Raw genomic sequence first — 20,041 nt, 5'->3', positions numbered from 1 at the left:
TCGCCAGGGCGGCGGATGGGGGAGGTGGCGGCCGTGGTCTCGGCGATCACGGCCGTCGCGGGGCTCCTCCTGGCGGTCTTCGGGATACCTCTGATCGGGAACTCTTCGCCGATCGGCCGGAGCGTGGCGAACTCCGGCTCGTCGTCCGATGCAGCGCCAGCCGCGGCGCCTTCGGCTTCGGATACGGCATCGGATACGGCTTCCTCTACGGCGCCCTCTTCGACCGCGCCTTCGGCCTCGTCCTGCTCGTCGTCTCTTCCCAAGGGGTGGCGGCGGGTCGAGGTCCCCGCCCTGACCGTCTGCTTCGGTCGACCGGACGGATGGGGCGAGAAGCCCGCCAGCGAGCTGCAGAGCTCTTGGGGCTCCCCGGACGGCGGCTACGACCTGACCGTCAAGCGGGACACGACGTACGGCTCAACCGCTCGGGCGGCCTCCGCCGGGCAGCTGGACTGGTATCGCGACACCTCCGAGTCGTCGATGGCCGACGTGGAGGTCACCACGCACAAGACGCGCCAGAACGGTCGGGACGCCATCTGGCTGGAGATCGACTACCACTGGGAGAAGCAGAGCGAACCGCGCAAGCGTCTGGAGGTCTTCGTCGCCGGGAAGGCCGGCTACGTGTACCAACTGCTGGTCGACACCGAGGCGACCTCGCAGCGGCTGGCCGAGCAGACGCGCCTGTTCGCGACCGCACGGAAGAACCTACTGATCGACGTCACCACGGGGTGACGTACGCGAGGGGGACTTCCTCAGGGCGAGACGATGTGGAGGAGTGCCGTGCCGTCCGTGCCCGTCGTCGCCTGGATCACCACGGCGTCGGGCCGCGGGCTCGGGCCGGCGCTGTCGAGGCTGCCGCAGGAGTTGCCGCTGCCGCGGTCACGGAGGTAGGTGAGGCAGCCTTGGCCCGGGCCGCTCGCGCCGCCCTTGGACCGGGTGTTGCCGGACGTCACCTCGTACTCGATCTCGTTCGGGCCGACGGTCGTCACCGAGAGCGTTGCCCGGCCGTCGTCGCCCGGTCCCCGGAAGTGGATGGTCACGGGCTCGGTCACCGCGATCTCGCAGTTGCCGTCGGTGCAGGCGCTGACGTCGGTGCCGTCCGCCGGCGACGCGGAGGGGGGCTCCGGTGCGGGGCGGGATGTCGTGGGGCTCGCCCGGGGCGTTCGGGGTGGCTCGTCGTCCGCTTCGTGGGTGCTGCCGCACGCGGTCGCCGTGAGGGCCGTCAGCGCCGCGAGGGCCATCAGGGCGGTGCGGGTGGGACGTGGGCGGGGGCGCATTGGGTACCTCATGGTCCGTCAGGGCTCCGTGCGGGGGAAAGAGACCTCGACCCTGCGGTTCTTCTTGCGACCGGCCTCCGACGAGTTGTCGGCGATGGGGTACTGCTCACCGTAGCCGCGGACCTCGTAGGTGATGCCGGCGTCGTTGAGGGACTGGGACAGGACGTCGTGTACGGCGTTGGCTCGGCGTTTGGAGAGTACGTCGCCGTGGGCGGAGGAGCCGAGGTCGTCGGTGAAGCCGAAGACGCGGACTCTTGTGGCGTTCTGGGTCCTGATCTCGTCGGCGATGCCTCTGATGCGGGACTTCGCCTCCGCGCCGAGCTTCGAGCTGTCCTTGCCGAACAGCACCTCGGCCTGGAGCGCGAGTGTCACGCTGGTGTTGGTGTCCTCGCGGCGTTCGTCGCCGCTCTGCTCCTCCACCACCGACTTGATGTCCAGCACCTTCGCCTGCGCGAGCGTGGCGCCGTCCGGGAGCTTCAGGTCGGGGTCGTTGGGGTCCACCTCGACGGGGGCGGTGGCGGAGGGTTCCGTGCCCGGGGGGTCGTCAGCTGCGTAGGACTGGCTCACGCCAACGCTTGCGGCCGTCAGTACGGACGTCGTGAGGAGCACTGTGACACGGCTGTACTGCATCGTTCGCTTCATCCCGAGATCTCAATGGGCGCAGAGGCGAAAGTGGGGAGTTGGAAGGTGACCTTGACCGTGTCGGTCGGGGGCGCCGGAAACTGTATGAAGACGGGGATGGACGCTCCTGGCTTGATCCGAGGCATGTCTGTGGTCGTCAAGGGTCGGCCGTCGGTGTCGCGCAGCACGTAGTAGCGCTTCTTCTTCGCCGGGTCCACAAGAGTTGCGCCGCCGAGTGATACACCGTGGCGCATGATCTCCGTCTCGTCGCCCCTGGTCTGAATCGGGACGCGCGCCGCCTCAGCACCGTCGTTCTTGATCTCGCCGCTCACTGTCACGAAACCCCCCGCGTCGCGTTCGGCGGTATCGATAGTCAGCAGCAGGCCGTCCTCGCCTTTGAGTTCGGCCAGCGGAGAGTCGGTGCCCTCCTGCGCCGTGGGGTCCGACCGCTCCCCTGCTGTGGCGGATGCCGATGCCTCCGCCTTGTTGTCGTCACCGCCCCCACCGCTGCAACCGACCACGCAGAGGGTCAACCCGACCGCGAAAGTCAAGGCGGTCGCTCCGTTGCGGACCTTCACGGCGAACCGGATGCCCATGGCTCCGCTCCCTTCGTCACTCGTCGTCCCGATCAACTGTCGGCCAGATGAACGTCGAACAGGTCCTGGGGCTTCGGCAACTCTGGGAGATCCTCCGGATCCAGTTCCCAGTCCTGATCATTGCAGGTGATCTTGGGAAGTACGTCGTCCTTCCCGTCCCCGCCGGGCAGCTCGAATTCACAATTGGGTTCGATCACGGCGGCGGCAGATGCTTGCGCGTGCTTGTCCTCCGTACCGGGAACAATCGACTCCCCGACCGAATCATCTGCCGTAACCGCGACCCTGTATCGGAGCGGCCCATCCGGCTCACAACTATCGACCTGGGCGTCGTTCTGCGCCGCGAGTTGAGCGGCACGCCAACATGAGTCGCTGGGCCCCGTTCCCAAGCCATCGAAGATGCGCTCCCACGAGGCGGGGTCCGACACGTTGTCCACCCACTCCCCCGCAAGCTGATCGCGGGTTTCCTGCGCTGCGGCGAGGGCGGCCGCATCAGCTGCCGTCTGCGCTCCGTTGCGGTTAGTCGCGGCCTGGCCGACCGCGAAATACGCGAGCGCGAGGAAGAGCAGGCCTGCCACTACCGTGATGTAGACGGGGAAGGCCTGCCCTGAATCCCATTGGCTGCGATGCCGCGTCAGTCGATGACCTCGTCGATCTTGTCCGTGATCGCGTTGTAGATCGTCTCGCCAATGTCCGTCCCCGTGATCGCCAGCACGATCGCCACCACGACCGCGATGATTCCCAGGTACTCCACCGCCGTCTGGCCCTTGTCGTGTCGGGGGGCGGTGCGGGCGTGCAGGTATGCGGCGGCGGTGTGAAGCCAGTTGGTCATGGTGTTCCCCTCCAGGGTGGGCGAAGCCGCGTTCCTCGTGCGGAACGTGCGGGTGGGCGGCGGTGATCTGCTGGCTGGTCGTGCCGGACGTCAGGGCGTCCACGATCTCCACCTCCCTTGCGCTCGGTTGGGACCTCGACCTGTCGGGAGTACCAGGTAACGACTGTCCCACAATGGATTGCAAATGCGAAAGGTATTGCGGCGAAGTGAGGCCAATGGGTCATTGGGTGCCGGTAGTTGTCGTCTCCTGTTCATGTGCAGTCGCACTCCCCTACTCGCCCGTGATCGTTCCGAAGTCCGTCCCCGAACCCAGGATCAGGCCGGCGCCGAGGAGGATCATCGTGGCCGGGACCATGAAGGTCGTGATCATCAGCGTGGCCTTGGGGACCGCGCGGGCGGCCTTGCGGCGGGCGTTCTGGGCGTCCGTGCGGCGCATGTCCTTGGCCAGGGAGACCAGGGTGTCGACGATGGGGGCGCCCAGTTCCTCGCCCTGCTGGAGTGCCGTCACGAACATGGCCACCTGCTCGGAGTCGTTGCGCCGGCGCAGCTCCGTGAAGGCCTCCCGGCGGCTCATGCCGAGGTCCATCTGGCGGAGCGTGATGCGCAGTTCGTCGGCCCAGGGACCCTCGTAGCGCGTGGACACCCGGTCCAGGGCCTGGCGGAAGCCCAGGCCCGCGCTGACCACGACCGCGAGGACGTCCAGGAAGTCGGGGAGCGTGCGCTCGATGACGTCCTTGCGGATGCGGATCGCGGACCAGATGCCCACCTCCGTCCAGAAGGCGCCGAAGGCCAGCAGGAGGAGGGCGACCAGGTACTGGCCGCGGAGGAGGAAGACCAGGAAGCCGAGCGCGCCCAGAAAGCCGTAGACCGCGCGGCGGGCGGCGTAGCGGTCGATGGTGAGGCCGCCGGGGTTGCCGGCCAGGTCGATCCTGCGGCGGTACCTGGCGACCAGGGCCGGGCCCATCAGACGCAGTACGGCGGGGGCGTAGCGCATGCCCATGCGGTCGATGAGGGAGTGCGCCGCGCCGGTGCGGGTGGCGCCGACCTCCAGGGCGAGGGCGAGGTCGTCGGGGAGTTTCGCCTCCGCCCGGTACATGCGGATACCGGCGAAGACGCCCCAGACGGCCAGGGCCATGAGGAGGGCGAGGAGTATGCCGGGCAGTTCCAGACCCATGTCGTTGTCTCCCCCTCTCAGACGTCGATGCGGGACAGGCGGCGGATGAGGACGAAGCCGACGGCGTAGAGCGCGAAGGCGGTGATCACCGCGGCCTGGCCGGCCGGGGAGCCCGTCATGCGTTCCAGGGCGCCGTCCTTGACCCCGTTCATCAGGAGCAACGAGCCGACGCCCAGGACGGGGACGGCGTACGACGTCATCGTGACCTGGGAGAGCTGGGTGCGGACCTCGCGCCGGGTCTCCTTGCGTTCCTCCAGGGTCTCCGTCAGGTTGCGCAGCGCGCCCACCACCTGGCCGCCGGCGCGGTTGGAGAGCACGAGGGTGGTGACCAGGACCACCAGTTCGCGGGAGGGGAGGCGGCCGGCCAGTTCGCCGAGGGCGTCGTCCATCGAGGCGCCGATGGCGAGTTGGTCGGCCACCTTGCCCAGTTCCTCGCCGGCCGGGGCCTCCAGTTCCTCCGCGGCCATGCCGATGGCGGTGCGCAGGGCGAGTCCGGCCTGGGTGGCGTTGGCGAGGATGCGGGCGAGTTCGGGGAGTTGGTTGATGAACTTCTCGATGCGTTTCTGGCGTTGCCAGTTGAGGAACTGGATCGCTACGCCGATGCCGAGGAGGCCCGCCAGAGGGCCGAAGAAGGGGGCCAGGGCCGCCTGGCCGATCAGCCACAGGCCGGCGACCGTCGCCAGCATGTACGCGAAGAACTCGCCGGGGGTCACGTCCAGGCCGGTCGCCGACAGGCGCCGTTCCAGGTTCCGGCCGAGCCCGGTGCGGCGCAGGCGGCGGTCCAGGGTCGGGAAGCGGCGTCGGCGTCCGGCCGCCGGTGCCTGGCCGGTCGCGGTGAGGCGGTCGACCAGGGCCGCGCGCTGGGCCTTCCCGGCGGCGTAGGAGTGCAGGCCGACGACCGCCAGGACGCAGGTCAGCAGCGTGATGCCGGTGGTGAGCGTGACGAGCGTGTCGAGTTCCGGTTCCATCGGGCGGTCCTACCTGGCTTCTCGGATGGTGAGCTGGTCCGGTGTGTGGGCCACGCCGAAGACCTGCGGGATGGGCTGGCCCGCCATGTAGAGGCGTTCGGCGGTGCGGTGCGGGAGCGGGTGGTACTCGTACGCGCCGAGGACGCGGCCGTCGCCGGTCATCGGGCGGGCGTTGAAGCGGGCGACCGTGGCCAGCCGGTACGGCTCGCCGCCGTGGCTGGCCAGCAGGGCGATCTCGGTGATGCGGCGGGCGCCGTCGGCGAAGCGGGTGAGCTGGATCAGGACGTCGACGGAGCTGTTGATCTGGTCGTGCAGGGCGACGAAGGGAATCTCCACGTCCGACATCGAGGCCAGGGTCTGCAGCCGCATCAGGGCGTCCTCGGCGCTGTTGGCGTGGACGGTGGCCAGCGAGCCGTCGTGGCCCGTGGACATGGCCTGGAGCATGTCCAGGGACTCACCGCCGCGCACCTCGCCGACAACGATGCGGTCGGGGCGCATGCGCAGCGAGTTGCGGACCAGGTCGCGGATGGTGATGCGGCCCTGGCCCTCGACGTTGGGCGGGCGGGACTCCAGGCGGATGACGTGCGCCTGCTGGAGCTGGAGTTCGGCCGAGTCCTCGATGGTGATGATGCGGTCGGACTCGGGGATGAGGCCGGAGAGGGCGTTGAGGAGGGTGGTCTTCCCGGTGCCCGTCGCGCCCGAGACGATGATGTTGAAGCGGGCCTGCACGAGACCGGCCAGCAGGTAGAGCATGTTCTCGTCGAGCGAGCCGAGGCCGATCAGCTCCTGGAGGGTGAAGGAGCGGGGGAAGCGGCGGATGGTGAGGGTGGCGCCGGTGAGGGAGAGCGGCGGGATGATGACGTTCACGCGCTCGCCGGAGGGGAGGCGGGCATCGACCATGGGGTTCGACTCGTCCACACGGCGGTTGACCGTCGAGACGATGCGCTCGATGGTCTGCATCAGCTGGTCGTGGGAGGCGAAGCGGATCGGCAACTTCTCGACGCGGCCCGCGCGTTCGACGAAGATCGCGTCGGGGCCGTTGACCATGATCTCCGTGATCGACGCGTCCTCCAGGAGCGGTTCCAGGATGCCGAGGCCGAGCGCCTCGTCGACGACCCGGCGGATCAGCTGGGAGCGTTCGACCGTCGAGAGGACCGGGCCCTCGCGGCTGATGATGTGCCCGAGGACCCGCTCCAGGCGGGCCCGGCGCTCGGCCGTCGCCAGCGAGCTCATCTCGGCGAGGTCGATCTCCTCCAGGAGCTTGGCCCGGTAGGAGGCGACCAGGTGTCCGTCCTCGCCCCGGCTGCCGTGCTCCTCGGGGGAGTGGATGCGTGCGCGCAGGCTCATGCGTCCGTCGCTCCTCGGTCAGTGGTCCAGCGGCATGGTGGCGGTCCGGGTGGCGGGGTCGAAGTCCCAGCCGGGGACGATCGAGGGGATGTCGACGGTCGCGGTGACCGTCACCTCGTCGCCGCCGTACGACGCCGGGCAGCGGGTGCCGTCCGCCAGCCAGCTGCTGACGGCCGACGCGCACGCCGTCTCCGCGCTCTCCCGGAGCGAGGCGCTGCGGGCCCCCGCGCGGGCCGCCGTACCGGCCTGCTGGGCGGTGTACGCGATCAGGCCGAGCTGTACGACGGCCATGCCGACGAGGACCAGGATCGGGAGGAAGCCGAGGTACTCGATGGCCGCCTGGCCCCGGTCCCTCGCCCGTTGCTCGCGGGAGTACGGCATCTCAGTCGTCCTCCTCTTCCACGGCCCCCGCGTGGCCGTGCACGGTGAACGGGAGACCGAGGGTGCCCGGGAAGAGGAGGGGGACCTCGATGCGCACGTCGGCGGTGACGTAACCGCCCGCGGTGCCGCAGTCCACACCGGCACCTCCCTCCCACGCACCCGGCAGCTTGTCCAGGCCCGCCTCCTGGCAGGCGCCCTGCCGCGCCCCGCGCTCGGCCGCGGTCGCCGCCCGTACCGCCTCGTCCGCAGCATTCCCCGCGAGCGTGTACGTGTATCCCACGAGCACGAGCTGCCACAGCACCACCAGCGTCGCGATGATCACCGGCGTCATGCCGAGGAACTCGATGGTGACCTGACCGCCGTCCCGGGCGCGGTCCCGCCCGCGTAACCCGCTCACCCGGCACCGTCCTTCCGGCGACGGAAGCCGCCCGCGCCCCGGTCGCCCCGGTCCCCGCGGTCGCCCCGGTCCCCGCGGAAGCGGCCGTGTCCCTTCCGGCCCCCGTCGGACACGCCGGCCAGGCCCAGTTCGCCCGCGAGGGTCCACAGGGCCTGCTTCACGGTGCTCCTGCCGTCCAGTTCGTGGACCCGGCCGGCGTCCACGGCACCCTGGAGCTCCTTGAAGTTGGCGGGGACCGTGGTGGCGGCTATCGCCGTGCCGGTGATCTTCTGAATCAGCGCGGGCTGGATCTCCGTACCCCGCGTGTGCCGGTTGACGACCACGGTCGTCTCCTGCGCCTTGCGGATCTGCAGCCGCTCCCACATCCGCACCGCCCGCTTGGCGCCCCGTACGGCGACCACGTCCGGGGTGGTGACCAGCAGCGCCGTGTCGGCGCTCTCCACGGCGGCCGCGCCCGCCCCGCCGAGCTGGGCGCCGCAGTCGACGACGACGACCTCGTACCGGGAGCGCAGGGCGCCCACGATCTGGCGGGCGGCGCGGTCGGTGACCTCCTCGCCGCGTTCGCCCTCGCCGGGGGCGAGCAGCAGGGCCAGGCCGCTGTCGTGGCGGAAGACGGCGTCGGCCAGGACGCGCGGCGAGAGGTCGGTGATGGCGGCCAGGTCGGCCACGGAGCGGCGGAACTGGACGTCCAGGTAGGAGGCGACGTCGCCGGTCTGGAGGTCCATGTCGAGCAGGGCGGTGGACCGGCCGGACGCCTGGGCGGCCAGGGCGAGCTGGACCGCGGTCAGGGTGGCGCCCACGCCGCCCTTGGCGCCGCTGACGGTGACGACGGTGCCGCCGGTTCCGGTGAACACGTCGACGGTGCTGCCGAGGTGCCGGCGTACGCCCGCCGACCACTGGGCCACCGCCTGGACGCGGCTGGCGAGTTCCTCGTAGCCGAGCGGGAGGGCGACCAGGCCGCGGGCGCCGTGGTCCATGGCGGCCTGGAAGAGGCCGGGGCCGGGGTCGGAGGTGACGAGGATGACGCCCACGGCCGGGAAGCGGAGGGCGACCTCGCGGATCAGCTCAAGGGCCGGGACAGGTCCGATGCGCTCGTGGACGACGACGACCTCGGGCAGTTCGTCGACCGACTCGGCGGCGAGGCGGGCGAGGGTGTCGACGAGCTGGGTGGAGTCGGTGACCGGGGCGACCGGTTCGGCGTCCGGCAGCTGGCTGAGCAGGGTCGTGAGGGACCGTACGGCGTCCGGGTCGCCGACTGCCGGGAGGATCCTCGTGGCCATACGGCTCTCACTTGTCCTTCGCGAGTTCGTACGTACGGTCCTTGTCGGGGACCGCGGTGTCGCTGCCGGGGGCCACCAGCGCGAGCCGGACGCGCCGGGCGAACGACTCGGCGTAGGTGATGCGCTGCGCGTCGATGGTGGACAGGGCGAAGGTGATGGGGACGGCGTCGGTGGGCTCGCGGTCGCGGCTGTCCTCGTCGGGTTCGAGCGAGGTGAGTTCGCCGACGTCGATGACCTTGGCGCCGGTCACGATGATCTTCGACTGGTCGGGGTCGCCCTCGCGCGGGCCCTCGAAGGTGGCGTACACGTTGACGGTGGAACCCGGGGTGATCTTCCCGGCGACGCCGGTCGCCGCGTCGATCATGATGGCGACCTCCTGCTGCCCGGGCCGCAGGGCGGGCGTCTCCACGATCATGTCGGTCTGGAGCAGCGAGCCCGCCTCGAGCGTGGTCACGGCTATCTTTCCGCGGACCTGGGACAGGTCGGTGACGGCGTTCTCGGACAGCCAGCGCTCGGGCATCTCGACCTTCTCGAACTGCGTCGCGCCGAGCTCCGTGTAGGGCTCGATGTCGGACTTCACCCGGTACGCGGTCACCTCGGGGCCGACCTTGGACTTCACGTCGTTGATGACGGACAGCACGCCGGCGAAGGCGCCGAGGGCGCAGAGGACCGACAGGATCAGCAGGATGATGCCGCGGCGCTGACGGGAGTTCATGGGCCGTGCAACCTCATTGGGGGGTTCGGACGCCCGGACGGACGGGGGCGATACAGGACGGGGGCGATACGGGACGGGACGGGGCGGGGCGGGTGGACGCGGACGGGGCGCTAGGGGCCTACCCAGTCAGGGCTCGTCTCTCACGACGGCGGCCGAGGGCGGGATCACGGCGGTGGCCGAGCGCCCGGTCCCGGCGGCCGCCGTCGGCGCCGCCCTCGTCGTAGACCGGTGGTGTCGCGGAGCAGAACACGCAGCGGTCGCCGATGACGTCGATGCCGCACCAGTGGCAGGTGCTCCGCCGTACGGACGTGACGAGTTGGTAGAGGACCGAGAGGTCGGGGAGGTACGCGCAGAACTCGGTCAGCCGCCCCGTCCCCCACCAGGTGGCGGACTCGGCGGGCAGGGCCGTCTCGCGCAGCCCCTGGACGTGCCAGGACGGGGCGAGGGTGCCGGTGACCCAGTCGGACGGGTGCTGCCCCTTGGCGACCAGCAGCCAGGTGCCGAACTCGGGTCCGGCGAGGGCGGCTTCGGCGCCGACCTTCACCAGTTGCGGCACCGGGTGGGCCACCACGCCGAACTGGCTGCCGGGCACCCAGGACCTGGCGTGCGCCTTCAGGCCCACGGGGACGTGGTCGAGCCGGGCGACGGAGCCGAGCAGGGCACCGGCGTGGATGTAGTGGGTGAGCAGCCGGCCGGCGGAGGCGAGGACGCCCGGGCTGAGGTCGCAGGAGGCCAGCTGGCGCAACTGACGGGCCAGCACCGCGATGCCGAGCGGCGGCAGGGGCGGCCGGAACAGGGCGATGCGGTCGGTCTCCAGGAGGGCGCGGACGGTGTGCAGGCGGCGCTCCACGCTCGCGGGGACGGCCCCGGAGCACACGACGATCACGTGCCCGCACTGGTCGACCAGCGTCTGCAGCTCGGCCAGGACGTGCTCCAGGGGGCGCCGGTCGACGTCCTGGAGCACGGCCGCGGGCAGGGTGCGTTCGTCCTGTGGCGGCAGTGCCAGGTCGGCACTGGTCACGGCAATGGCAGTTGGCACGCGCGGCTCCCCGTCTCCCATGCCCGTCGGCCCGCCGGTGTTACTCCGGCACACCCGGATGACTTCACTGCGTGACTACCTGAGCACTGTATCCACGCGTCTGTGACCGGAGAACAGCGTTTCTCCAGCCTGTGGAACAACTTGTGTTGCACAAGATGCGTCAAATCAGGGCAGGTTGAGCATTTTCGAGGGCGAGCCACCGCTTTCCGGACGGTGCGACCCGGCGGCCAACTTGGTCCGTACCTACCTCTTGACACCTTCAATTGGTCTGGACCACCTTGTACGTCAGCGGTGGCCACCGTCCCCCATTCCGCCCCACCCCACCCCCGGAGGCAGCAGTGGACCCCGTACGCAGACGCGGCCGCGGAAGACGTCTCGGCTCCTTGACGGGCGCCGTCACCGCCGCCCTGGCACTCGCGTTCACGGCCGTCGGCCCGGCCTCGGCCGCCGACGTCAACAACGCCAAGAACGCCGGTTTCGAGTCGGGTCTGAGCAACTGGACCTGCTCGGCGAACAGCGGCACGACGGTCGCCTCCCCGGCGCACGCGGGTTCCGCCGCGCTGAAGGCCACCCCGGCGGGGCAGGACAACGCCCGCTGTTCGCAGAGCGTCGCGGTGAAGCCCAACTCGACGTACACGCTGAGCGCCTGGGTGCAGGGCGGTTACTCCTACCTGGGCGTGACGGGCACGGGCACGACGGACGTGTCGACCTGGACCCCCGACTCGACGGCGTGGAAGCAGCTGAAGACCACCTTCAGCACCGGCTCCTCGACGACCTCCGTGTCCGTGTACACGCACGGCTGGTACGGGCAGGCGGCGTACTACGTCGACGACCTGTCCGTCTTCGGCCCCGACGGCGGTGGCGGCGACGGGGACCCCGACCCCACGGTCCCGTCGGCCCCGGCCGGCCTGAGCGTCTCCGGCACGACCCCGAACTCGGCCTCCCTCGCCTGGAACACGGTCTCCGGCGCCACCGGCTACAACGTCTACCGCGACGGCACGAAGGTGACCGCGGTGACCGGCACGTCGGCGACGGTGACCGGCCTCGCGGCCTCGACGTCGTACTCCTTCCAGGTCACGGCGACGAACGCGGCCGGTGAGTCCACGAAGTCGGCGGCGGTCACGGCCCGCACCACGGCGCCCGACGACGGCGGCGGGGACGGCGGCGACCTGCCCAAGCACGCGGTGACCGGCTACTGGCAGAACTTCAACAACGGGGCGACGGTCCAGAAGATCTCCGACGTGCCGTCCGCGTACGACATCATCGCGGTGGCCTTCGCCGACGCGACCACGACGCCGGGCGCGGTCACCTTCAACCTCGACTCGGCCGGACTCGGCGGTTACACCGTCGACCAGTTCAAGGCGGACGTACGGGCCAAGCAGGCCGCGGGCAAGAAGGTCATCATCTCGGTGGGCGGCGAGAAGGGCACCGTCTCGGTGAACAGCTCCGCCTCCGCGACGAACTTCGCGAACTCCGTGTACTCGGTGATGCAGGAGTACGGCTTCGACGGCGTCGACATCGACCTGGAGAACGGTCTCAACCCGACCTACATGACCCAGGCCCTGCGCGCCCTGTCGGCGAAGGCGGGCCCGGACATGATCCTCACGATGGCCCCGCAGACCATCGACATGCAGTCGACGCAGGGCGGCTACTTCCAGACCGCGCTGAACGTGAAGGACATCCTCACGGTCGTCAACATGCAGTACTACAACAGCGGCACGATGCTCGGCTGCGACGGCAAGGTGTACGCCCAGGGCACGGTCGACTTCCTCACCGCCCTGGCCTGCATCCAGCTGGAGGGCGGCCTCGCCCCGTCCCAGGTGGGCCTGGGCCTGCCGGCCTCGACCCGCGCGGCGGGCGGCGGCTACGTCTCCCCGTCGGTGGTGAACGCCGCCCTGGACTGCCTCACCAAGGCGACCAACTGCGGCTCCTTCAAGCCCTCGAAGACGTACCCCGACCTGCGGGGCGCGATGACCTGGTCCACCAACTGGGACGCGACGGCTGGCAACAGCTGGTCGAACGCGGTGGGCGCACACGTGCACGCCCTGCCGTAGGTCCTGCCACCCCCACCAGGTCCGGCTGATCCAATTCCGGCCCCCGCCCACTGCCACGTGGGCGGGGGCCTGCCGCTGCACGAGTGTGACCTGCGCCCTCAAGGTGCCCCGTACGCCGCCGCGCTCGCCCTTGGCAGCGTCGCCCACATGCGTGTCCCGCCGCCCGGCTCCCTCGCCTCGCCGAAGCCCCACGTGCCGTCGCAGGCGCGGCAGACGCAGGCCAGGACGCGGAGGGCCGCGCGGCGGCGGGTGTCGCAGGCGGTGGCCAGGTGGGGGCTGGTGTGGCGGGGGTGACTGTCGTAGGCGATCAGGCGGAGGGTGGAGAAGCGGTAGCGGAGGGTCAGGTAGTAGTTCGAGGATTCCGTGAATTGGGCGGCGACGGCCGTCAGTTCGCCCACCGCTTGCAGGGCCGGGTCCAGCATGTCCGTCAGGCCGTGCGCCCGCAGGACCTCCCGCGCCGTCGCCCGCGCGAGCGCTGCGCTGGCCAGTGCGGCGGGGAGCGTGAGGCTGTAGGCCAGGGTTTCGGGGATGGGTGGTGTCGGGTCCGCCGGGTAGGTAGGGGCGGCGGGGCAGCGGGTCGCGGGCACGGGTGACTCCTTCGTCGGGCGGGTGGGCGGTCGGTGGCTCCGTCGCGCGGCCAGGCAGGCCTGCGCGATGCACTGCCGACCTCTGTGTGACAGTTGCTTCACTGAAGGTAGTTTTCAATGTGGGTACATTGCCACTTGGTTGGAGAAAATGACCCGATCGTGGTGTGCGGGTGCAGAAGGGCGGCAGACTGCTGCGTGATCGCAGGGGAAGGAAGGGCATGCCTCCGAGAACGACACCGACCGAGCGTCAGCGGCGACTGGGCGCCGAGCTGCGCAAGATGCGGATCGCTGCGGGCATAACGGCCGATCAGGCCGCCGGCCTGCTGGGACTCGACCGGGCGAAGGTCTCCAACATCGAGACCGGCATCCGCAGCATCAGTCCGGAGCGGCTGCGCACCCTCGCCTGCAACTGCGACTGTTCCGACGAGGCCTACGTCGAGGCGCTCGTCCGCATGGCCCGGCCGGGCGGGCGCGGATGGTGGGAGCGGTACCGGGGATCGCTCTCCGCGGGGCTGCTCGACATCGCCGAGTTCGAGGCACGGGCAACCCGTATGCGCACCGTCCACATCGCGCACATTCCTGGGTTGCTGCAAACCAGCGACCACGCCCTCGAACTCTTCCGGGCCGTCCTTCCTCCGTTGCCGGAGCACGAGGCCGCGCTGCGGCTTGCCTACCGCGTCGAACGGCAGCAGGTACTGGAGGGCGATGACCCGCCCGAGTACGTCGCCGTCGTCCACGAGGCCGCCGTGCGGATGCAGTTCGGTGGCCCCAATGTCGCTCGGGCGCAGTTGGAGCATCTGGTCGCGGTCTCGGAGCGCCCGGCCGTGCGGCTGGTGGTCGTGCCCTTCGCCGCCGGGGCCTTCCCGGGCTCCGGGCAAATCTTCAACTACCTGGAGGGGCCGGTGCATCAGCTGGACACCGTCCAGATCGACAGCACCCACGGGCCGGAATTCCTCAGCGGTGAGACGCAGCTCGCGAAGTACCGTACGCATCTGGACCGGATGGAGCGCATCGCCCTGTCTCCGCAGGCGTCCCGCGACTTCATCCGGGACGTCGCCAACGGCCTGTGAGGAGACGCACCATGGACGACATCACCTGGGAAGAGCCGTTCTGCGGGGAGGGAGCGAGCTGCTTCCGCCTCGGCACCGACACCACCGGCAACGGCTACGTCGCCATAGCCGGGGCCGAGGACAGCCCCCTCACCGACAGCCGGGAGGCGCTGCGGCGCATGATCCTCGACATCAAGGCGGGGAAGGCCGACCACCTGCTGTGAATCCTGCTGTGAAGTCCGTATGAAACATTTTCCGGGGTCCACCGCATCAATGAGGTGAAGGCGGTACACCACGGCGGGGACTCGGGGGAACGGACGGATGAGGCAGGGGCGGGCGGACGAGTACGCCGAGTTCGCTGCGGCACGTGCCGGGCATCTGTACCGGTCCGCGTGTCTGCTCACCGCCGGGGACACGCATCTGGCCGAGGATCTCGTGCAGGAGACCTTCGGCCGGCTCTACGTGCGGTGGGGACGGGTGTCGCGGGCGGACAACCCGGCCGCCTACGCGCAGACCGTGCTCACCCGCACCTTCCTCGCCCATCAGCGGCGGCGCAGCAGCGGGGAGCGGGCGACCGACGTGTTCCCCGACCTGCCCGGCACCGGTGACGGGGACGCGTCCCTGCGGCTGACGCTGCTGGACGCGCTCGCGCGGTTGCCCGCCAAGGACCGGGCCGTCGTCGTCCTGCGGTACTGGGACGACCGTTCGGTCGCGCAGACCGCCGACGTGCTCGGCGTCAGTTCGGCGGCGGTGCGGACCCGGTGCTCGCGGGCGCTCGGACGGCTGCGGGAACTGCTGGGCGAGAACCTCTCGGAGTACGCCAGACCATAGAGACCACAGGCGGCCACTGCCCTGGCCGTCCCTTGTCAGCCGCTCCGCGCGGCACATCTCTACCCACGTGTGGAAAGGGTGGTTCACCATGCTCGAAAACGATCGTCAGGACCCCTTCGAGGACCGGCTGGGCGCCGCCCTGCGCGACGCCGGTGACGGCTTCGAGACCGATCGGGCGGCCCTCGTCACCGCCGGGCGGCTCCGGGGGCGCCGGGCCCTGCTGCGGCGCAGGGCGGCCGTGGTGAGCGGGGTGGCCGGGGTCGCGCTGGCCGGGGTGGGCGGGGTGCTGGTCCTGCCCGCGGACGAACCGGCCGGTCCCACGCGGTCCACCGTCGCCTCCGGCGGCAGCCCGACCGCCGCCGCGGCCGCCTTCTCCGGCGACGACCTGCTGAGCGAACTCAAGGGCCTCCTTCCCCGGGGCACGTACGGGAAGGAGTCGGCCCGGGGCTCGGACCACCGGCTGGGTCCGACCGCACAGCTCGTGTACGACGACGGTGCCGGGGCCGCGGCCATCGGCATGGGCTTCGCACGGGTGGAGCCGGGGAGCGCCGGGGTGCGGGAGCTGATGGCGTGTCCCGACCACGACGTCACGCCGTACGACGACTGCTCCTCCGAGCGGCTCCCCGACGGTTCGCTGCTCAAGCTGTACCAGGGCTACGAGTATCCGGACCTGCGCGTGGACACCAAGCTCTGGACCGCCGACCTCGTCACCGCCCGGGGACAGCACGTCAGCGTCTCCGAGTGGAACTCCCCCGCCGAGAAGGACGCGCCGGTCAGTCGCGACGAGCCTCCCCTGTCGACGGAGCGGCTGCGGACGCTCGTCACCGCCGGGGTGTGGCGCGAGGTGGTCGACGCCATCCCCCCGAGCCCGAAGCCGTCGCGGTCGGCCGCGCCCCGCACCGAGCGGCCCGAGGTCTCCGGGAAGTCGGTCGCCGCCACGCTCTCCGAGCTGCTCCCCGGGAAGCTGGACGTCGTCGCGCACGGCGGGCAGGAGTCGGAGTACGCCTACGTCGTCGTGGACGACGGCCGGGGCCGCAGCCTGGTCCAGATCAACGTGCAGTACGGCATGGGGGACGTCGCCTGGCAGTTGTACGCCGACGGCGAGACCCTGCCCGACGGCACCCGCGTCGCGACCCGGCAGGGGCCCGGCGAGAAGGCCGGTTCGGGCGTGGTGATGTGGACCGTGGACACGCTGCGTCCCGGGGCCGCGGGCTTCCGCGTGGTGATCAGCGCCTTCAACACCGGGGACCAGGACAAGGCCGCCACCCGTGACACCCCCGCGCTGACCATGGAGCAGCTGCGGAAGATCGCGCTCAGCGGGAAGTGGGACCGGCTGCGGTAGGGGCGGGGCTGGGCGGGTGTCCGGCGCTCCTGCTTCGCTCGAAGCGTTCCGTCCGCCGTCCACGGTCTGCGGTCCGCCGACGGCCGTCCTGAAGTCTGCACGTTCGACCACGTGGTCTGCCCGCGCGCACCTGGCTCCGCGCGCGTTCCTGCGGGTATCCAGGAAAGTCCTCGTCTGCACATCACCGCACAGCCAAGGAAGAGGTACTCCGTTGCGCGATCAAGCCGTCGACAAGACCACCGGAGGCGGCGCCGGTCGGCAGCCGCATCGTCAGCGCTCGACACGCGGCAGGACCGCGGCCCGTGGGATCCCCGGGGCCCAGACCTCCGTGGGCAATGCCGGAGTGGTCCAGATGCTGCGCATGGCCGGGCACCCCTGGGCCCAGGAACGGCACCAGCACGGCCCCGGCTGCGCACATCGGACCGCGGCGCCCTCGGGCGGCCTCGGTACGCCCGCGGTGCAGCGGCAGATCAGCGTGCGGGACGCGCAGTCGGCGACCCCGCAGGGCATGAACAGCGCCGGGGACGTGAAGGACTTCCTCTCCCGGCACCGCGTGTCGGTACCCGCCGAATACGCCCGGCTCAACCGGGTGACCGAGACCCGCGCGGCTGCCGTGCACTATCGCCTCGATGCGACGATCGACGAAATGCTGAGCGACAGCGATTCGCACGTCTACGAGGACAGCGAAGGCGGCGCGCGGAGACTGGCCGCCGACATCTGCCACCGGATCGGCCCGCCGACCGGTGCCGCCGCGGGCCAGGCGCAGTTCGGCAGCGGGGCTTCACCCTTCTCCCAGAGGCCCACTGCCGCGGGACGCACCCCCGGCCAGTCCGCCGGTCCGGCCGGGGCCGGACGCAGGACGATCATGGACAACCTGGCAGGCAGGGCCGCAGACGAAATGGCCGGTGCCACGCCGCAGACGTCGGTGGCGGAGGCCGCGATGCAGGGGGCGACCGGCGCCGTCACCGGGCGCGTCGATGTGCTGTCCGGCAACATCCCCAAGTGGGAGGACGTCAGAGACGGCGCCCGCCTGGTCGCCTACCTCGGATCCGAGGCGAACGTCTCCAAGGCGGACGAAATGGTGGAGAAGTTCGCGCAGCAGAGCCCGGCGGAAAGGGAGAGGGTCCTCCAGAACTGGGAGGAGATGAAGCGCACCTACGCCTCGAACTTCGCCGCGAAACAGGTCACTTCTATCGGCGTCGGTACCGTGCTGGGCCGACTCGCAGGCGCACTCATCCCTGGTGGCGGGGCGGTGACCATGGCTACCGGAATGGTCTCCGTGGGCAACGGCTTGGCCGAACTCGGCAAGAACTTCAGGCAGTTCGAGCAAAACAACCCCGCGATCGGGACCGCCGTCAGGACACACGCGGACCATTCCCTGGAGAAACTCAGCCAACGGTCGCGCGAGTCGACCATGGACGTCCAGATGCAGTCGGAGTGGGGATAGTCCGACATCCCTGACCGGACCGGACCGGTCCGGTCCGGTCCGGTCCGGTCCGGTCCGGTCCGGTCCCGTCAGAAGAACTCCGACCACGGCTGGTCCCAGACCTGCTTCACGCACAGGACGAGGAACAGCAGCCCGGCCACGGTGAGCATGCCGTTGCTGAGGCTGCCGTTGCGCCACTCTCTCGGTGTGCGGGAGGAGTTGAGGAGCCACATCAGGGTGAGGGCGAGGAAGGGCATGAAGGCGGCGCCCAGGACGCCGTAGATGATGATCAGGCGGAAGGGCTCGTCCTGGAAGAGCAGGACGATGGGCGGGAAGGTGAGCCACAGCAGGTAGGCGCGGAAGGCCCAGGAGCGTTCGCGGCGGCCCGAGGCCAGTTCGTCGCCCCGCGCCTCGCGCTCACCGCGCCGTCGGGCCAGGAAGTCGGCGAACATCAGGCTCACGCCGTGCCAGACGCCGATCAGCGAGGTGAAGCTGGTGGCGAAGAAGCCGATCAGGAAGAGCTTGCCGGTCGCCGTGCCGTACTCCTGCTCCAGGATGTCGCCGAGCTGGATCAGGCCCTTGTCGCCGCCCGCGATCGCGATGTTCGCCGAGTGGAGCATCTCGGCGCCCACGAAGAGCATCGCGACGACGAAGATGCCGGTCGTGGCGTAGGCGACCCGGTTGTCCAGGCGCATGATCTTCATCCAGCCGGTGTTGGTCCAGCCCTTGGCGTTGACCCAGTAGCCGTACGCGGCCAGCGTGATGGTGCCGCCCACGCCGCCGATCAGGCCCAGGGTGTTGAGGACCGAGTCCTTCTCGTCCGGGAGGACCGGGAGGAGTCCGGCGAAGGCGTCGCCCAGGTTGGGCGTGACGCGGATCGCCAGGTACACCGTCACCACGAACATGACGCCCACCAGGACCGTCATGACCTTCTCGAAGACGTTGTACTTGTTGAACCAGACGAAGACCAGGCCCACCAGGCCGCAGGCGATGCCCCACCATTCGAGGTCCATGACGTCCGGGAAGAGGGCCTGGAGGGGGAGGGCGCTGGACGACATCGCCGCAGCGCCGTAGACGAAGCCCCAGATCACCGCGTAGATCGCGAAGAACCACGTGGTCCAGGGGCCGATGCTCGCCCAGCCGTCGAAGAGGGTGCGGCCGGTGGCCAGGTGCCAGCGGCCGCATGCCTCGGCGAGGGAGATCTTCACCAGGCAGCCGATGACCGCCGCCCACAGCAGGGTGTAGCCGAAGTTGCTGCCCGCGATGAGGGTGGCCACGAGGTCGCCGGCGCCCACACCGGTCGCGGCGACGACGATGCCGGGGCCGATGTGGCGCCAACTGGACTTACGGGGGGCCTGGTCGGCCCCGACCGATACGCCTGCGTCTGAGGTGTTGCCCGTGGTGTCCGCCATGGAGGTCAAGAAAGCCCATGGCCGCCGGTGCGACAAGAGGGCGTGCACGGATCTTCACCCGAAACGCTTACTCCGCGCGGGACTTGGCCCCCTCGGCGTCCTTCTCTTCCGAGTCCGCCGGGTCCGCCGTCTCTGCCGTGTCCGCGGTCTCCTCGGCCTCCGCTTCGGACTCCGCCTCGGTTTCGGCCTCCGCCTCGCCGTCCTCGAAGTACGCGTCCAGGACCTCGTCCAGGGCCGATTCCCACTCGGCGAAGCGGCTTCGGGAGGTGGCCTCGATCTCGATCGGGTACCAGCGGCGGTCCGGCGTGTGCACCGTGACCGTGAACCGCTTGCCGAAGCGGCCGGTCTCCGTCTCGACGGCCCCGACCTCGTCCCAGCGGAACTCACAGCCCTGGTCGTCGAGGGAGAGACGTACGCCCTTGTGGTCGGCGACGATCTTGGCGCGGCGGTCGGACGCCTCGAAGACGGGGCCGTCCACGGGGGCCTCGTCCTCCGGTTCCCGGGCCTCCTCGGCGTCCTCCGCGTCCTCGGCGGGCGGTTCGCCGACGGCCGCGGTCTCCGCGGGCTCCGCGTCGGCGTCCTTCTCCGCCTCCGCCTCGTCGCGTCTCACGTCCTCGGGCTCACCGGACACGGGTGCGGTGAGCCCGGGGATGAATGCCGGGTCGAATCCGGCGCCTTCCAGGGGCTGGCTCGTCGATCCTCTGCGCTGCTCCACGCGG

At 70.5% G+C, this 20,041-nt stretch carries 23 protein-coding genes; 7 read left to right on the top strand and 16 right to left on the bottom strand.

Annotated features, from left to right (window positions below):
- Window positions 1-33: 33 nt before the first annotated feature.
- Complete coding sequence (locus ACZ7MF_RS04705; protein ID WP_471474495.1) at window positions 34-729, top strand: hypothetical protein; 696 nt, start codon at window positions 34-36, stop codon at window positions 727-729.
- 20 nt (window positions 730-749) lie between these two features.
- On the opposite strand, the gene ACZ7MF_RS04700 is transcribed toward ACZ7MF_RS04705, so the two are convergent.
- From ACZ7MF_RS04700 to ACZ7MF_RS04640, 13 genes are all read right to left on the bottom strand, one after another.
- A complete protein-coding gene (locus ACZ7MF_RS04700) occupies window positions 750-1,286 on the bottom strand; it encodes a hypothetical protein (RefSeq protein ID WP_471474494.1) in 537 nt (178 codons plus the stop codon).
- Window positions 1,287-1,292: 6 nt separating this feature from the next.
- Window positions 1,293-1,904 carry an OmpA family protein gene (locus ACZ7MF_RS04695; protein WP_471474492.1) on the bottom strand — a complete coding sequence of 204 codons (612 nt, stop codon included), beginning with the start codon at window positions 1,902-1,904 and terminating at the stop codon, window positions 1,293-1,295.
- 8 nt (window positions 1,905-1,912) lie between these two features.
- Window positions 1,913-2,491, bottom strand: a complete 579-nt coding sequence (locus ACZ7MF_RS04690) for a hypothetical protein (RefSeq protein ID WP_471474491.1) — start codon at window positions 2,489-2,491, stop codon at window positions 1,913-1,915.
- Between the two features lie 32 nt (window positions 2,492-2,523).
- A complete protein-coding gene (locus ACZ7MF_RS04685; protein WP_471475192.1) occupies window positions 2,524-3,126 on the bottom strand; it encodes a pilus assembly protein TadG-related protein in 603 nt (200 codons plus the stop codon).
- The gene (locus tag ACZ7MF_RS04680) at window positions 3,123-3,320 is read right to left on the bottom strand and encodes a hypothetical protein (protein ID WP_471474490.1); all 198 of its coding nucleotides are present in this window, start codon (window positions 3,318-3,320) and stop codon (window positions 3,123-3,125) included. The genes ACZ7MF_RS04685 and ACZ7MF_RS04680 overlap by 4 nt, the downstream gene beginning before the upstream one ends.
- A gap of 271 nt (window positions 3,321-3,591) precedes the next feature.
- Window positions 3,592-4,494, bottom strand: coding sequence for a DUF5936 domain-containing protein (locus tag ACZ7MF_RS04675; protein ID WP_356860473.1), 903 nt, complete (start codon window positions 4,492-4,494; stop codon window positions 3,592-3,594).
- Between the two features lie 17 nt (window positions 4,495-4,511).
- Complete coding sequence (locus ACZ7MF_RS04670; protein ID WP_471474488.1) at window positions 4,512-5,462, bottom strand: type II secretion system F family protein; 951 nt, start codon at window positions 5,460-5,462, stop codon at window positions 4,512-4,514.
- Window positions 5,463-5,471: 9 nt separating this feature from the next.
- Window positions 5,472-6,809 (bottom strand): CpaF family protein, encoded by a 1,338-nt coding sequence (locus tag ACZ7MF_RS04665; RefSeq protein WP_471474487.1) that lies wholly within the window; start codon window positions 6,807-6,809, stop codon window positions 5,472-5,474.
- A gap of 18 nt (window positions 6,810-6,827) precedes the next feature.
- Entirely contained in the window at window positions 6,828-7,190 is a 363-nt protein-coding gene (locus tag ACZ7MF_RS04660; protein ID WP_471474485.1) for a TadE/TadG family type IV pilus assembly protein, read from the bottom strand.
- 1 nt (window position 7,191) lies between these two features.
- Window positions 7,192-7,587 (bottom strand): TadE/TadG family type IV pilus assembly protein, encoded by a 396-nt coding sequence (locus tag ACZ7MF_RS04655; protein ID WP_471474484.1) that lies wholly within the window; start codon window positions 7,585-7,587, stop codon window positions 7,192-7,194.
- Window positions 7,584-8,867 carry an AAA family ATPase gene (locus ACZ7MF_RS04650; RefSeq protein WP_471474483.1) on the bottom strand — a complete coding sequence of 428 codons (1,284 nt, stop codon included), beginning with the start codon at window positions 8,865-8,867 and terminating at the stop codon, window positions 7,584-7,586. The genes ACZ7MF_RS04655 and ACZ7MF_RS04650 overlap by 4 nt, the downstream gene beginning before the upstream one ends.
- A gap of 7 nt (window positions 8,868-8,874) precedes the next feature.
- Window positions 8,875-9,582 carry a Flp pilus assembly protein CpaB gene (gene cpaB / locus ACZ7MF_RS04645; RefSeq protein WP_115743954.1) on the bottom strand — a complete coding sequence of 236 codons (708 nt, stop codon included), beginning with the start codon at window positions 9,580-9,582 and terminating at the stop codon, window positions 8,875-8,877.
- Between the two features lie 118 nt (window positions 9,583-9,700).
- A complete protein-coding gene (locus ACZ7MF_RS04640) occupies window positions 9,701-10,642 on the bottom strand; it encodes a hypothetical protein (protein WP_471474481.1) in 942 nt (313 codons plus the stop codon).
- Window positions 10,643-10,959: 317 nt separating this feature from the next.
- Here ACZ7MF_RS04640 and ACZ7MF_RS04635 point away from each other — a divergent pair, with 317 nt between their 5' ends.
- Entirely contained in the window at window positions 10,960-12,675 is a 1,716-nt protein-coding gene (locus tag ACZ7MF_RS04635) for a chitinase (protein WP_471474480.1), read from the top strand.
- 98 nt (window positions 12,676-12,773) lie between these two features.
- On the opposite strand, the gene ACZ7MF_RS04630 is transcribed toward ACZ7MF_RS04635, so the two are convergent.
- On the bottom strand, window positions 12,774-13,262 hold the full coding sequence (locus ACZ7MF_RS04630; RefSeq protein WP_471474478.1) for an ATP-binding protein: 489 nt from the start codon (window positions 13,260-13,262) through the stop codon (window positions 12,774-12,776).
- Window positions 13,263-13,480: 218 nt separating this feature from the next.
- Here ACZ7MF_RS04630 and ACZ7MF_RS04625 point away from each other — a divergent pair, with 218 nt between their 5' ends.
- The 5 genes from ACZ7MF_RS04625 (at window position 13,481) to ACZ7MF_RS04605 (ending at window position 17,931) form a co-directional block, all read left to right on the top strand.
- Window positions 13,481-14,332: a helix-turn-helix domain-containing protein gene (locus ACZ7MF_RS04625; protein ID WP_471474477.1), complete on the top strand. Its 852-nt coding sequence runs from the start codon at window positions 13,481-13,483 to the stop codon at window positions 14,330-14,332.
- Window positions 14,333-14,343: 11 nt separating this feature from the next.
- Window positions 14,344-14,535, top strand: coding sequence for a hypothetical protein (locus tag ACZ7MF_RS04620; RefSeq protein ID WP_471474476.1), 192 nt, complete (start codon window positions 14,344-14,346; stop codon window positions 14,533-14,535).
- A gap of 97 nt (window positions 14,536-14,632) precedes the next feature.
- Window positions 14,633-15,142 (top strand): SigE family RNA polymerase sigma factor, encoded by a 510-nt coding sequence (locus ACZ7MF_RS04615; protein ID WP_471474474.1) that lies wholly within the window; start codon window positions 14,633-14,635, stop codon window positions 15,140-15,142.
- An 88-nt stretch (window positions 15,143-15,230) separates the two neighbouring features.
- Window positions 15,231-16,484 (top strand): hypothetical protein, encoded by a 1,254-nt coding sequence (locus ACZ7MF_RS04610; RefSeq protein ID WP_471474473.1) that lies wholly within the window; start codon window positions 15,231-15,233, stop codon window positions 16,482-16,484.
- Window positions 16,485-16,941: 457 nt separating this feature from the next.
- Window positions 16,942-17,931 carry a hypothetical protein gene (locus ACZ7MF_RS04605; protein ID WP_471474472.1) on the top strand — a complete coding sequence of 330 codons (990 nt, stop codon included), beginning with the start codon at window positions 16,942-16,944 and terminating at the stop codon, window positions 17,929-17,931.
- Window positions 17,932-17,999: 68 nt separating this feature from the next.
- On the opposite strand, the gene ACZ7MF_RS04600 is transcribed toward ACZ7MF_RS04605, so the two are convergent.
- Together ACZ7MF_RS04600 and ACZ7MF_RS04595 are read right to left on the bottom strand one after the other, a co-directional pair.
- Window positions 18,000-19,322, bottom strand: a complete 1,323-nt coding sequence (locus ACZ7MF_RS04600) for an Nramp family divalent metal transporter (protein WP_471474470.1) — start codon at window positions 19,320-19,322, stop codon at window positions 18,000-18,002.
- Between the two features lie 67 nt (window positions 19,323-19,389).
- Entirely contained in the window at window positions 19,390-20,037 is a 648-nt protein-coding gene (locus ACZ7MF_RS04595) for a hypothetical protein (RefSeq protein WP_471474469.1), read from the bottom strand.
- Window positions 20,038-20,041 lie beyond the last annotated feature (4 nt).

This window comes from Streptomyces sp. NPDC111628, assembly GCF_055635195.1.
The sequence above is the reverse complement of the archived record's forward strand: the minus strand, read 5'-3'. Positions and strand labels throughout refer to the sequence as shown.